General features: G+C 65.6%; 13 protein-coding genes. 2 read left to right on the plus strand and 11 right to left on the minus strand.

What is annotated here, in order from left to right; genetic code table 11:
* Positions 1-32: 32 nt before the first annotated feature.
* From M1D32_RS12390 to M1D32_RS12420, 7 genes are all read right to left on the minus strand, one after another.
* Positions 33-914 carry an SseB family protein gene (locus M1D32_RS12390; RefSeq protein WP_458778955.1) on the minus strand — a complete coding sequence of 294 codons (882 nt, stop codon included), beginning with the start codon at positions 912-914 and terminating at the stop codon, positions 33-35.
* A 22-nt stretch (positions 915-936) separates the two neighbouring features.
* Positions 937-1683 carry a bifunctional 1-(5-phosphoribosyl)-5-((5-phosphoribosylamino)methylideneamino)imidazole-4-carboxamide isomerase/phosphoribosylanthranilate isomerase PriA gene (priA, locus tag M1D32_RS12395; RefSeq protein ID WP_458778956.1) on the minus strand — a complete coding sequence of 249 codons (747 nt, stop codon included), beginning with the start codon at positions 1681-1683 and terminating at the stop codon, positions 937-939.
* A 68-nt stretch (positions 1684-1751) separates the two neighbouring features.
* A complete protein-coding gene (locus M1D32_RS12400; RefSeq protein ID WP_458778957.1) occupies positions 1752-1910 on the minus strand; it encodes a hypothetical protein in 159 nt (52 codons plus the stop codon).
* On the minus strand, positions 1911-2675 hold the full coding sequence (hisH, locus tag M1D32_RS12405; RefSeq protein ID WP_458778958.1) for an imidazole glycerol phosphate synthase subunit HisH: 765 nt from the start codon (positions 2673-2675) through the stop codon (positions 1911-1913).
* Positions 2672-3298, minus strand: a complete 627-nt coding sequence (hisB, locus tag M1D32_RS12410; protein WP_458778959.1) for an imidazoleglycerol-phosphate dehydratase HisB — start codon at positions 3296-3298, stop codon at positions 2672-2674. The genes hisH and hisB overlap by 4 nt, the downstream gene beginning before the upstream one ends.
* A gap of 60 nt (positions 3299-3358) precedes the next feature.
* Entirely contained in the window at positions 3359-4477 is a 1119-nt protein-coding gene (locus M1D32_RS12415) for a histidinol-phosphate transaminase (protein ID WP_458778960.1), read from the minus strand.
* Between the two features lie 171 nt (positions 4478-4648).
* The gene (locus M1D32_RS12420; RefSeq protein WP_458782183.1) at positions 4649-5005 is read right to left on the minus strand and encodes a LysM peptidoglycan-binding domain-containing protein; all 357 of its coding nucleotides are present in this window, start codon (positions 5003-5005) and stop codon (positions 4649-4651) included.
* A 370-nt stretch (positions 5006-5375) separates the two neighbouring features.
* Between M1D32_RS12420 and lexA the strand changes: the two genes are divergently transcribed.
* Entirely contained in the window at positions 5376-6110 is a 735-nt protein-coding gene (gene lexA, locus M1D32_RS12425) for a transcriptional repressor LexA (protein WP_458778961.1), read from the plus strand.
* 4 nt (positions 6111-6114) lie between these two features.
* Here the strand turns inward: lexA and M1D32_RS12430 are convergent, their stop codons facing one another.
* Both M1D32_RS12430 and hflX read right to left on the minus strand, forming a co-directional pair.
* Positions 6115-8172 carry an ATP-dependent DNA helicase gene (locus M1D32_RS12430; protein WP_458778962.1) on the minus strand — a complete coding sequence of 686 codons (2058 nt, stop codon included), beginning with the start codon at positions 8170-8172 and terminating at the stop codon, positions 6115-6117.
* On the minus strand, positions 8165-9745 hold the full coding sequence (gene hflX, locus M1D32_RS12435) for a GTPase HflX (RefSeq protein WP_458778963.1): 1581 nt from the start codon (positions 9743-9745) through the stop codon (positions 8165-8167). Before hflX ends, M1D32_RS12430 begins: the two co-directional genes overlap by 8 nt.
* A 428-nt stretch (positions 9746-10173) precedes the next feature.
* On the opposite strand from hflX, the gene M1D32_RS12440 reads away from it, so the two are divergent.
* Complete coding sequence (locus M1D32_RS12440) at positions 10174-10797, plus strand: class I SAM-dependent methyltransferase (RefSeq protein ID WP_458778964.1); 624 nt, start codon at positions 10174-10176, stop codon at positions 10795-10797.
* On the opposite strand, the gene dapF is transcribed toward M1D32_RS12440, so the two are convergent.
* A complete protein-coding gene (dapF, locus tag M1D32_RS12445) occupies positions 10769-11713 on the minus strand; it encodes a diaminopimelate epimerase (RefSeq protein WP_458778965.1) in 945 nt (314 codons plus the stop codon). The genes M1D32_RS12440 and dapF overlap by 29 nt on opposite strands.
* 129 nt (positions 11714-11842) lie before the next feature.
* Complete coding sequence (gene miaA / locus M1D32_RS12450; RefSeq protein ID WP_458778966.1) at positions 11843-12739, minus strand: tRNA (adenosine(37)-N6)-dimethylallyltransferase MiaA; 897 nt, start codon at positions 12737-12739, stop codon at positions 11843-11845.

A 12739-nucleotide genomic window follows, 5' to 3' on the forward strand; every position in this document is an offset into this window, starting at 1 on the left:
CAGCCGGCCGGGGATCCCCCTCCTGGCAGCAGCTAGTGGACAGCGCGCCGGAGTTTGATTTCCATGGAGTCGACCCGCTCACCAAACAATACATTCCGCGACCACTCAGCCTGCAGTCCGGCAACCAGCTGCTGCACCCCGGCCGCGTCCAGGCCGTCCGCCAGGTACAGGACCACCTGCAGTTCGGGACCGGCGCCGCCGCCGGCAAGGACGGATCCGTCGGCGGTTCGGGCCGCCACTCCCCTGCCCGGGAGAAGTTCCAAACCGCGCACCGCCGGGAAGCCCGCTGCCGCCCGGCGCATCTCACCGGCCAGGATGTCATCGGTGTAGGACGGGATCCAGTCGTGCTGCTGGGCCAGGGCCCACATGGCCGGCCTTCGGACCACGAACGTTATTGCCGCCCCCGGGTCCAGGACCAGCAGTTCGGCGCCCTCGGACACCGCGGAAAGGGCAGCCCTGGCTGCGTAGACCGCGACGGGCCGGGCTTCGGGGTGCCAGGCTGCCAACGCTTCAGCAGACGTGAAAGCAGGCATGGCAGTCCTGCCGTCCGCCGCTTTGAGGGTGACCAGGGCCATGTCCGCCTGCTTGTCGGCCTGAAGGCCGTCCTGGCCTTCGGCTTCTTCGGCGAGCTGGGCAACGATCGGAATAAAAACGCGGGCAGTGGCCAACGAGGCGACCACGGCAGCCTCGTCCCCCCGCCCGGCCTGCAGGGCCGCGACGGCGGTGAGGTAGCCGGCGTCGGCCGTTCCGTCGTCGTCCTCGAAGTTGTGGATCCTGGCGTGGTCACCGGCGAGGCTGCGCCCCGCCCAGGGCTGACCGGCAGAGTCGGCGGGGCCACCTGCCCCGGCCAAGGCGGCGGCAATGTGGCCGGGAAGGTGGCGCTGCGGCGGCGTGCCTGGTTCGTTGCTGGCCATGGCGTCTACTGGTGCCGGCTGCCTAGCGGCGGCCGGCGACGTCCAGGGCCTCGGGCAGCGTGAAGGCCCCGGCGTACAACGCCTTGCCCACGATGGCACCTTCAACACCCAGCGGTACCAGGGAACGCAGAACCTTGAGGTCATCCAGGCTCGAAATACCCCCCGATGCCACCACCGGCTTGCCGGTCTTTTCGACCATTTGGCGGAGCAGCTCCACGTTGGGCCCCTGCAGGGTACCGTCCTTGGTCACGTCGGTGACCACGTACCGCGAGCAACCCGCTTCCTCCAGCCGGCCCAGGACGTCCCAGAGGTCCCCGCCTTCCTTAGTCCAGCCGCGGCCTGCCAGCGTGGTTCCGCGGACGTCCAGGCCGACGGCGATCTTGTCACCGAAGCGTTCGATGGCCCGGCGGGTCCATTCCGGGTTCTCCAGCGCTGCCGTGCCAAGGTTCACGCGGGCCACGCCCAGGCCGAGCGCCGCCTCCAGCGTGGCGTCGTCCCGAAGGCCGCCGGAGAGCTCAACCTTGATGTCCAGCCGGCCAACAACTTCCTGGAGGAGCTCAGCGTTGGAGCCACGGCCGAAGGCCGCGTCAAGGTCCACGAGGTGAACCCACTCGGCACCCTGCTGCTGCCAGTTCAGGGCCGCCTCCAGCGGGGTCCCGTAGCTGGTTTCGCTGCCTGCCTCGCCCTGGACCAGCCGGACGGCCTGGCCGTTGACGACGTCGACGGCGGGAAGCAGTTCAAGTACCGGCAGGTCGGTAGCGGAGTTCATCGTGATCCTCGGTGTTAGGGGGCAGGGAGGTGCGGCGGGCAGCTGGCCGGCCGTTGGTTGAGCAACAGCTAGGTGGCGGGCAGCGTCAGCAGGTAAGCGGCGAGCAGCGCCATGCCCGCCAAAACGCAGAACGAGACCTGTGTCCAGAGGGGCTTATGCTGCTGCCGGAAGGACAGCGCGCCACCAATCAGCAGGCCGGCGAGGGCCATCAGAATAACGGACCACATTCAGGCGTCGCCGCTTGGCGTTTCGCCGGTTTCAGCCGGGTTACCTGCAACGGAAGGTTTGCGGAGGGCTTCCACCCAGTTGCGCAGCAGCCGGGCGCCGGCGTCGCCGGACTTTTCCGGGTGGAACTGCGTGGCGCAGAGTGGGCCGTTTTCGACCGCGGCGATGAAGGGGGCACCGTGCTCGGACCAGGTGACAAGGGGTGCGGCCATCCGCGGCTGGACGACGTCGAAGTTCCACTCCTGCACGCCATAGGAGTGCACAAAGTAGAACCGCTCGTTTTCGACGCCGGCGAAGAGCTTTGACCCTTCGGGCACCTTCACCGTATTCCAGCCCATGTGCGGAACGACTTCCGCCGGCAGGAGTTCCACCTTGCCGGGCCATTCGCCGATGCCTTCAGCTTCCGTACCGTGTTCCACGCCGGCCTCGAAGAGCACCTGAAGGCCCACGCAAATTCCCATGACCGGGCGGCCGCCGGCGACGCGCCGGCCGATGAGACGGATACCGTCCACGGCCTTGAGCTCGCGCATAACGGTTTCAAAGGCTCCGACGCCGGGAACCACCAGGCCGTCGGCGTTCAGGACGTCCTCGGGCTTCGAGCTGAGGATCACCTCTGCCCCGGCGCGTTCGAGGGCGCGGACCGCTGAACGGACGTTCCCGGAACCGTAGTCCAGCACGGTTACCGTGGGTTTACCCTCGGGCGAGGGGAGCTTCTGTGCAGCTGAGGGATCGATGATGGCGCCGTCCCGCAGCACCTGGCCGCTCACAGCGCGCCCTTGGTGGAGGGGATGCCCTCAACGCGCGGATCGGATTCAACAGCGGCACGAAGGGCACGGGCGAAGGCTTTGAACTGGGCCTCAACGATGTGGTGCGGGTCCCGTCCGGCGATGACGTTCATGTGGAGGCAGATCCCTGCGTGCAGGGTGATGGCTTCAAAGACGTGGCGGGTGAGCGAGCCGGTGAAGTGACCGCCGATCAGGTGGTATTCCTGGCCCGCTGGCTCACCTCCGTGGACGAGGTAGGGACGGCCGGACACGTCAACGACGGCATGTGCCAGTGCTTCATCCAGCGGAACGGTGGCCTCGCCGAAGCGGCGGATCCCGGCCTTGTTTCCCAAGGCGGTGCGCAGCACCTCACCGAAGGTAATGGCAACGTCTTCCACGGTGTGGTGGACATCAATGTGGATGTCTCCGGTGGCTTTTACTGTCAGGTCGATCAGCGAGTGCTTGCAGAGCGCTGTCAGCATGTGGTCGTAAAAAGGCACCGAGGTGTCAATGTCCGAGATGCCGGTACCGTCCAGGTTGATCTCGACGAGCACGGAGGATTCACTCGTAGCACGCTCCATGCGCGCGGTCCGGGCCACGGCCGCATTGGATCCGGTGGAACTCATGGTCAAGTGTCCTTTGGGAAGAAGGAGTGGTTCAGGGCGTCCAGCGCCGGTACTTCAAGTCTAGGCCGGAAGCGTGCGCTGGCCGGCAAGGATGCTTTCCAGGGAGGTGAGGAACGCTGTGGTTTCCGTCTCAGTGCCTGCGGTCACCCGAAGATGGCCGGGAATACCGACGTCGCGGATCAGGACACCGGCGTCGAGCAGCTCCTGCCAGACCTGGTGGGGATTCTCCAACCCGCCGAAGAAAACATAGTTGGAGTCGGAGGCGGCGGGTTTAAGCCCCATCCGGGTCAGTTCAGTCACGATGCGGTCGCGCTGCTTCTTGATGTCTTCAACATCGGCCATCAGCGCCTCACGGTGCTGGAGTGCTGCGAGGGCAGTCGCCTGGGTAATGGCCGACAAGTGGTACGGCAGGCGCACCAGGCGCAGTGCATCCGTGACCTCCGGAGCGGCCGCCATGTAACCGAGCCGCGCTCCGGCCAGCGCAAAGGCCTTGCTCATGGTCCGAGAGACGATCAGCCGCTCCCTGCCCGGCAGGAGGGTCAGGGCGCTGGGCGTTCCGTCGTGTGCGAACTCGTGGTAAGCCTCATCAACGATAACGATTGTCTGGCTTGCTTCGCCGGCCTCATACACAGCTTCCACCACGTCGAGCCCCAGGCCGGTTCCGGTGGGGTTGTTCGGCGAGCAGAGAAAAACGATGTTGGGCTGCAGCTCCTTCACCTGGAGCGCCGCGGACTCTGCACTGAGGCCGTAGCCGTCGGCCCGTTCGCCCACGATGTACTCGGTGTCCGTGCCGCTGGCCAGCAACGGGTACATGGAGTACGTGGGCGGGAAGCCGAGCGCCGTACGGCCAGGGCCGCCGAATGCCTGGAGAATCTGCTGGAGGACTTCGTTGGAGCCGTTGGCCGCCCAGACATTCGACTCATCCAGCCCGTGCCCCAGGTATTCCGCCAAGGCCTTCCGCAGCTCACTGAACTCCCTGTCCGGGTAGCGGTTGAGTCCGGCGGCAGCCTCTGTTACTGCTGCGCTGATGGCGGCCCGCACGTCCTCCGGGACCCCATGGGTGTTCTCGTTGACATTGAGGAGGATGGGAACATCCAGCTGGGGCGCCCCGTAAGGGGTTAGCCCACGGAGGTTGCTGCGGAGGGGTAGCCGGTTCAGGCGCTCTAGCTGGTCATTCACCTGAACAGTTTAGTGCCCGTGCCGGGCACCAGAAAATGTGACGGCTTCCTGTTCGCGCTCAGCGTGCCCCTGCAGCGAAGCCCGTCCAAGGGCTCTCCCGCTGCCATTGGTGCCAGCTTTCCGGGCGACGCTTCCAGCCGCAGGGCGACGTTTCCGGCGGGCATCATCAAGCTACCGGGTGGGGACGAACAGCTGCTGCCCCGGGAGGACCGCCCCGGGGGCCAGATTGTTGAGCTGCACGATGTCAGCGACTACGTCCCGCGCGTCCCGCTCCGGTGCAACGCTTCCAGCAATGGCCCAGAGGGACTCACCCGGCTGCACAGTGACGGTGATGGTCGGTGTCACAGCCAGGTCCGCCGCAGAGTCCGAGGCCTTAGCGGGCGAGTTGAAGAAGCCTGCCAGGGAGAGCAGCAGGGCGGCCAGCAGCACCAGGGGCATTCCGATCAGGACGATCTTTCCGCGCCGTGTGAGGCGCAGGGGCGGAAGCGGTGCAGGACGAACAGTGTGCGGCTTGTCCCGCGCCGGCATGAGGTGATGCACCGGGATTGAATCCTGCGAAGCAGATGTAGCTGACATGAATTAGCCCTCCTGGACCTTTACTGTGCTGCCCGATGTTCCGCTCGGCACCCGCCTTACCCTCGACCCTTGGTCCGGATCTTCGAATGGCTACGCTCCGAATAGAACACATGTTCGAACTTTGCTTCTCCTGTTTTAGCACCTATTAACGAATAATGTCGAGACTCGCTAGAACAAATGTTTGAAAAAGCAATGTGGCTGGCCTAACTTTGAAGACAGGAACTACCACCTCGACAGTTGATCAGCAGGGTCTGACAATGGCGGCGTGAACTTCAGGTCCGGGCCAAAAAGTGTCCGGGGCAACCGAAAGGCATTGGCGAATATGGCAGCACCAGCCGCCGGGGGAAGGGCAACCTCCCAACCGAAGAAGACCGCCAAAGGCCTGACGCCGCGGCAGAAGAAAATTCTGGAAACCATCCAGCGCTCGGTGAATGACAACGGTTATCCGCCGTCAATGCGGGAAATCGGGGACACGGTCGGCCTTGCGAGCCTTTCCAGCGTCACGCACCAGCTTTCGCAGCTGGAGAAGCTGGGCTACCTCCGGCGTGACCCGAAGCGGCCGCGCGCCATGGAGGTGTTGATGCCCTTGACCCTGGACGGTGGTTCGTCCAAGCAGGCAGCTGAACCTGCTGCGCTCCTGCCTGCCGGCACCGGCAGTGTCACCGCGCTTCCCACGGCTATGGACACTGCCATGGTTCCCCTCGTGGGCCGGATCGCTGCCGGCGGACCGATCCTGGCGGACCAGGTAGTGGAGGACGTCCTCGCGCTCCCCCGCCAGCTGGTGGGACAGGGGGAACTCTTTATGCTCAAGGTTGCCGGCGATTCCATGGTGGACGCCGCCATCTGCGATGGTGACTGGGTGGTGGTCCGGCGCCAGGCGGACGCGGCCAACGGAGACATCGTCGCAGCACTGCTGGACGACGAAGCCACAGTGAAAACCTTCCGCCAGCGCGATGGCCACACCTGGCTGCTGCCGCAGAACACGCAGTACGAGCCCATCCTGGGCGACCATGCCACCATCATGGGCAAGGTCGTTTCGGTGCTGCGCTCGCTCTAGCTTTTCAGGCGTTCTCCCTGACCAGCCGTTCCAGCGCTGCGATGGCTGTCTTCCTGTCCGTGGTGGACCAGAACGGCGGCAGCGCGCCCCGGAGGAATCCTGCGTACCGCTCGGTGGCCAGCCTGGAGTCGAGGACTGCCACCACACCTTTGTCCCCCGTTGACCGGATGAGCCGTCCTGCTCCCTGCGCGAGCCGGATGGCGGCGTGGGTGGCCGAAACGGACATAAAGCCGTTGCCTCCGGCCTGCGCCACCGCCCGGGACCGCGCGGTCATCAGCGGATCATCGGGCCGGGGGAAGGGAATCCGGTCGATGACCACGAGGCGGCATGACCCGCCGGGAACATCCACGCCCTGCCACAGCGACATGGTGCCGAACAGGCAGGTATCGGGTTCGTCGGCAAACTGCTTTACCAGTGCCGTCATGGTGGAGTCGCCCTGGCACAGGATGGTCATGTCCAGCTTCGGCCGCAGCGCGTCGGCCGCTTCTTCTGCCGCCCGCCGGGACGAAAACAGGCAGAGCGCACCACCGTTGGAAGCCCGGATCAGGGCCTCCAGCTCGGCCAGTGCTTCAGGAGACGCCCCCCGGCCGGGCTTGGGCAGGTGCCCCGCCACGTACAGGATTCCCTGCTTCGGGTAGTCAAAGGGCGAGCCGACGTCAATACCGGTCCAGCCCGGTGCGCCCTCGCCCACCAGCCCCAGGCCGCCCGCTGCGGGCTCGAAGGCGGATCCGATGGCCAGGGTAGCGGAGGTCAGGACAACTGTGTGCCCCGCGAACAATCCCTCCCGCAGTCGTCCAGCGACGGAGAGCGGGGCAATATTGATCAGCGCGGGCGCGGTCTCGTCCGGCTGGGAATATCCCTGCTGGGGGTCAAAGGAGCTGGCGCGGGAAAACCACACCACTTCCCGGTTCTCCCGGGCGGCAAGGAGCCGTTCGCACAGTTCCAGGATGAGCATCAGCCGGGAGCGCGCAAGCTGCCGCCCGCCGTCGGCCGTTGTGCTGCTGTCCCCCTTGGAGTCGGACAAAGCAGCCCGGCAGGCCTCGCGCAGCTGGTCCACACAGTCCAGCTGTTCATCGTTCAGTCCATTGGGGAGCAGCCCGTTGGGAACCCCGGCCAGGGCCACCTCAAGATTTGCGGCGGCCGCGTTGAGTGCATCCACCGTGATGGCCGTGTGCTTGCGGGCACCGGCGGCAGCTGCGTGGACCATGGCCACCGACAGCTGCCCCGAGACGGCGCCCGTGACCCTGTCCTGGAGCTCGTGGGCCTCATCAACCACTACGACGTCGTATTCGGGCAGCACCGCCAGTCCTTCAAAAGCGCTGACGGCAAGCATTGCATGGTTGGTGACCACAACGTCGGCTTCGGCGGCATCCTGCCGTGCGAGCTCGCTAAAGCACTCCGCGGCCATGGGGCACTTCTGCGCGCCCAGGCATTCCATCGACGTGACGGATACCTGGCGCCAGGCCCGGTCGGTGACGCCGGGCAGGAGCTCATCGCGGTCACCGGTGGTGGTTTTCTCCGCCCACTCCCGCAGGCGCACCACTTCCTTGCCCAGCTGGGAAGCAGGACCCCCCACAGCCGCAGCAAAGTGCGGGACGCTGGTGTCCTCCCCCAGGGAAAACAGCTGGCCCTCCGCCGGCTCCTCGGAGGGAAACCCACCCTCAAGCTTGTGCAGGCAGACGTAATTGGACCGTCCTTTTACCAAGGCCACTTTTACCGGCCGCTCCAGGGCTGGAGTGATGGTCTTCAGGAGGCGCGGAATGTCCCTGCCCACAATCTGTGTCTGCAGGGCGAGCGTTGCAGTGGACACCAGCGCGGGCTTGTCGCTCTCCAGGGCGTGGGCTATCAGGGGTATGAGGTACGCCAATGACTTGCCGGTACCCGTTCCGGCCTGGACCAGCAGGTGGTCGCCGGTTTCGATCGCCCGGGCCACCTGCCGGGCCATTTCATGTTGCCCGCTGCGGCTTTGCCCGCCCATGCCGGCAACGGCCCGGTCGAGCAGCTCGATAACGAACTGCTCGCCGGCCGTGCCTGTGGCTTCGTCAGCCACGAGGTCAGTCATTGCTGATAAATGATTCCAGTTCAGCCGCGAGGCCTTCCCGGACTTTGACAACTGCCCGGGTACCGGCTTCATCGTGGTCGACGCTGATGATCTCGGCGTCGGACTCATGCAGCTTGCTGACCAGGTCCCCGCGGTCATACGGAATCAGCAGCTCGAGCTTGACCGACGGACGCGGAATGGCCTCGCTGATCGCCTGCAGCAGTTCGGGGATGCCTTCCCCCGTGCGGGCCGACACCACCACGTGGCGCGGTTCGCGCTGCTTCAACCGTTCCACCACATAGGGGTCAGCGGCGTCGGCCTTGTTGAGGACAATGATTTCCGGAACCTTGCGGGCGTCCACTTCGCTGAAAACCTTGCGGACTGCAGCGATCTGGCCCTCGGGGTCCGGGTGGGAGACGTCCACGACGTGAAGGATCAGGTCCGAGTCCGCAACCTCCTCGAGGGTGGAGCGGAAGGCCTCCACCAGCTGGGTGGGGAGGGACCGGACAAAACCGACAGTATCTGCCAGCGTGTAACCGAGTCCGTCGGCGGTTTCGGCCTTGCGGACCGTGGGGTCCAGGGTGGCGAACAACGCGTTCTCCACGAGCACCCCGGCGTCGGTCAGGCGGTTCAGCAGCGAGGACTTACCAGCGTTGGTGTACCCGGCAATTGCCACCGAGGGCACCTCATTACGACGGCGATTGGCGCGTTTCGTCTCCCGGGCAGGCTTCATCGCGGCGATCTCGCGCCGCAGCTTGGCCATGCGGGTACGGATCCTTCGGCGGTCCAGTTCGATCTTCGTCTCACCGGGACCACGCGAACCCATGCCGGCCGCTGCGCTGCCCACCTGGCCACCGGCCTGGCGGGACATTGATTCACCCCAGCCGCGGAGGCGCGGCAGGAGGTACTCGAGCTGCGCGAGCTCCACCTGCGCCTTGCCTTCCCGGCTCTTGGCATGCTGGGCGAAGATGTCCAGGATCAGGCCTGTCCGGTCGATGACCTTGACCTTGACGATGTCTTCAAGGCCACGGCGCTGGGACGGCGCCAGCTCGGCGTCGACCACAACGGTGTCGGCACCGGTGGACATCACGATGTCCTTCAGTTCCAGCGCCTTGCCTGACCCGAGGAAGGTGCCCGGATCCGGCTTGTCGCGGCGCTGCACGAGGCCGTCCAGGACCTCCGAACCGGCTGTTTCGGCAAGGGCGGCAAGTTCACGCAGCGAGTTTTCCGCGTCTGCGAGGGTTCCCTCCGACCAGATGCCTGCGAGGACCACGCGTTCCAGCCGAAGCTGGCGGTACTCGACTTCGGTGACGTCTTCCAGTTCCGTGGATAGCCCTGCCGTGCGGCGCAGGGCGCGGCGTTCCTCGAGGTCCTGCTGGTCGCCGTCGTATGTGGAATGTTCTTCATCCAGGCGGGATATGGCCTGGGCCGTGCCCAGCACACCCTTCCCGTCGCCGCGGCTGGCATCGCCTGCCGTGCTGACGCTCTTGGCCGGTACATCCTTGGAGAGAATCCGGTCGATCACGGCCTGGATTTCCTCAGGGCTCATGTCCTGGGCGGCTGGATCGGATCCGGTGTTGGGCTGGCTGGTCATGGTCTCCTTTGAAGATTCGGCAGTTCCAGAATAGTGCCGATTGCTGCTGGTTGGGGAAGTATTCGCGCTGGGCTGACGGCCTGCGGTCATGCAGTTCTCCTGTTTTGTTCGCCGGGCCGGGAAAGCGGCTGGCGGTGGCGGCCCCATCATGTGATGGTGGCGGAAGGGGGAAGGAGCCGGAGAATCGGCGAAAGAGACAGCGGGAGGCTGACTTTCGAGTATTGTCCGGCGTCCGAACCAAGCGCATCTGCGCGGGTCCGGTGCACTGAGCGGAAGGCTTAGATACCTGCGTCGCTGTGGGACATGGCTACGGGACGGGCAGGGCCCGTGCCGGCTACTCGAAGATCAGGAACATGGCTCCAACATTAGCAGAGGGGCAAAGGGCAGGGTTTCACTTTACGCTGCAAGGGGAACTACTCTGGCGAGTTATGGAGTCCGCACACTATTTCAGCGCATCCCCCGCCGGCCCGTTCACCCGGAAGCCGCTCACGGTTGAACTCGCAGGGGAAACGCGCAGGCTGCAGACCTCCACCGGCATCTTCAGCCCGGACGGAATCGACAAGGGAACCGCCGTGCTCCTCGCCGAGGTTCCCGCGCCCTCGCCTACCGGCAACCTGCTGGACATCGGGTGCGGTTGGGGTCCGATTGCGCTCACCATGGCGCTGCGCGCGCCTCACGCGCAGGTCTATGCGGTGGACGTTAATGAACGCTGCATCATTCTCACCAACGAGAACGCGGCTGCGCTGGGGCTGTCCAATGTGGTGGCCAGCACGCCTGACGCTGTGGATCCTGAGGTGCGCTTCGACACCATCTGGTCGAATCCGCCCATCCGGATCGGCAAAGACGAACTGCATTCGCTCCTGCGGCTGTGGCTGCCGCGCCTTGCGCCGGGCGGAACTGCCTGGCTGGTGGTGCAGAAGAACCTGGGTTCGGACTCGCTTCAGCGCTGGCTGTCGGCGGAACTGGATGAGTCCTTCAGCGTGAGCCGGGAATCAACCTCGAAGTCCTTCCGCATCCTGAAGGTCAGGAAAGCGTCCCAGTTGCCACAATAACGGCCGGACCGCTGAGCTCCACGTGTTCGTGGCCGCCGGGGCCGGCGAAAAATTTCACGCCCACCACGCCTCCCGGGACATGCACCTGCCACGTGTCCGGCGCTTCCGCTCCGGCCCAGTGCCTGATGGCCACCGCCGCGGCGCAGGCTCCCGTTCCGCAGGACTGAGTCTCCCCCACCCCACGCTCGTGCACGCGCATGGTGACCGAACCAACGCCTTCCTGCACCAGCGGTTCTGACGGAACCACGAACTCCACGTTGGTGCCGTTGGCGGGTACCGGGTCCACCACGGGTGCGGTAAAGAGGCGGGTCGCTGCGAGTTCGGAGAGCTCGGCGAGGGCTACCACGGTGTGCGGGTTGCCCATACTGATGGACAACGCAGGACGGGGAACTTCCAGTCCGTCGGCTGTCACCAAGGAATCCATAGCTTTGGCGGTAGCCTCACCCGGGAAAATAAACTCCCAGGGGCCCATGTCGACGGCGTACTCCTCACCGGTCCGCACCACCGTCTTGGCCCCGGCGCGGGTGCCGACTGTGAGCGCACCGCCGTCGGGCAGGTTCACCAGGCCCTCGGTGCGGAGGAAGTGGACGAAGACCCGGACGCCGTTGCCGCACATCTCGGACAGTGACCCGTCGCCGTTGCGGTAATCCATGAACCATTCGGCGTCGGGGGCCGCGGCCAGCAGTTCGCGGCCTTCGGGCAGGAGTCGGGACGGAACGGCCCGGATGAGCCCGTCTCCGCCAATTCCGCGGTGGCGGTCACACAGGGCTGCCACCTGTTCGGACCCTATGGTGTGTATCCCCTCCGGGTCGGCAACCAGGACAAAGTCGTTGCCGGTTCCGTGCCCCTTGGAGAAGCGGAGCCCGCCCAACGTGCGGAAGGCGTGCTCTGATGTCTCGGCAAGGGTTGCGTTCATGGTGTCAAGGTTACCGGTCGGGCGGAGCGGGCCTGAAACCGGGAACTTACCCCCCGGATACACCGACCTCTGGCTAGCGGAATTCCTGTATGACCAATAAGTCTGGCGTCCGCTACAGGAGCGTCCGGTTCAGCTGCAGAGGGCGGCCGCATGGGCCATCAGCTGAGGATCCTGCCAGTCCAGCCACTTTATCCGGGGATCGGCACGGAACCAGGTGAGCTGCCGCCGGGCGAACTGCCGGGTTGCCACGATGGTCTCCTCGGCAGCCTCGGGAACTGTTGATTTGCCGTCAAGGACCCGCAGGAACTGCGAGTAGCCCAGGGCCCGGGGCGCTGTTTTGCCCTGCCGCAGACCCTGCGTTTCAAGCCGCTCCACCTCGGCGAGCAGGCCGCCGTCCACCATCCGGTGCACCCTGCGGGCCAGGCGGTCGCGAAGCTGGTCCCGGTCAACAGTGAGGCCGATCTGTACCGCGGGCTGGTGGTACTCGCGCCGCGGCATAAAGGCGCTGAACGGCCGTCCGGTGAGCTCATGGACCTCCAGGGCCCGGATAATCCGCCGATCGTCGGAAAGCCTGCCGGCGGACACCGGGTCAACGGCCTGGAGCCGGGCCAGCAGTGGACCAGTGCCCCGGGCCGCCAGCTCTTCCTCAAGCTGCCGGCGCAGTCCCGAGTCCGTCCCGGGGAATTCAAGGACATCAAGGGCGGCCCGCACATACAGTCCTGAGCCGCCGGCGAGGATGGCCCGCTTCCCGCGTGCATGGATGTCCGTGATCATGGCCCGCGCCTGCTGCTGGAACCGGGAGACACTGGCTTCCTCGGTGACGTCCAGGATGTCCAGGAGGTGGTGTGGCACGCCCCTGCGTTCAACCATCGTGATTTTCGCGGTACCGATGTCCATGCCCCGGTAGAACTGCATGGCGTCGGCGTTGATGACTTCGCCGTCCAGCTCAAGGGCGAGGTTTACAGCCAAATCGGACTTGCCGGAGCCGGTGGGACCGACGACGGCGATAACCGGCGGGGAGCCCAC

The sequence above is a fragment of the Arthrobacter sp. D3-16 genome (assembly GCF_054408515.1).

What these genes read in the sequence shown, in the direction of transcription:
- lexA (WP_458778961.1), top strand. Translation starts at nt 5,376, where the DNA reads ATGGCAGCACCAGCCGCCGGGGGAAGGGCAACCTCCCAACCGAAGAAG.
- M1D32_RS12400 (WP_458778957.1), bottom strand. Translation starts at nt 1,910, where the DNA reads ATGTGGTCCGTTATTCTGATGGCCCTCGCCGGCCTGCTGATTGGTGGC.
- M1D32_RS12440 (WP_458778964.1), top strand. Translation starts at nt 10,174, where the DNA reads ATGGAGTCCGCACACTATTTCAGCGCATCCCCCGCCGGCCCGTTCACC.
- priA (WP_458778956.1), bottom strand. Translation starts at nt 1,683, where the DNA reads ATGAACTCCGCTACCGACCTGCCGGTACTTGAACTGCTTCCCGCCGTC.
- dapF (WP_458778965.1), bottom strand. Translation starts at nt 11,713, where the DNA reads ATGAACGCAACCCTTGCCGAGACATCAGAGCACGCCTTCCGCACGTTG.
- hisB (WP_458778959.1), bottom strand. Translation starts at nt 3,298, where the DNA reads ATGAGTTCCACCGGATCCAATGCGGCCGTGGCCCGGACCGCGCGCATG.
- hflX (WP_458778963.1), bottom strand. Translation starts at nt 9,745, where the DNA reads ATGACCAGCCAGCCCAACACCGGATCCGATCCAGCCGCCCAGGACATG.
- M1D32_RS12430 (WP_458778962.1), bottom strand. Translation starts at nt 8,172, where the DNA reads ATGACTGACCTCGTGGCTGACGAAGCCACAGGCACGGCCGGCGAGCAG.
- M1D32_RS12390 (WP_458778955.1), bottom strand. Translation starts at nt 914, where the DNA reads ATGGCCAGCAACGAACCAGGCACGCCGCCGCAGCGCCACCTTCCCGGC.
- M1D32_RS12420 (WP_458782183.1), bottom strand. Translation starts at nt 5,005, where the DNA reads ATGCCGGCGCGGGACAAGCCGCACACTGTTCGTCCTGCACCGCTTCCG.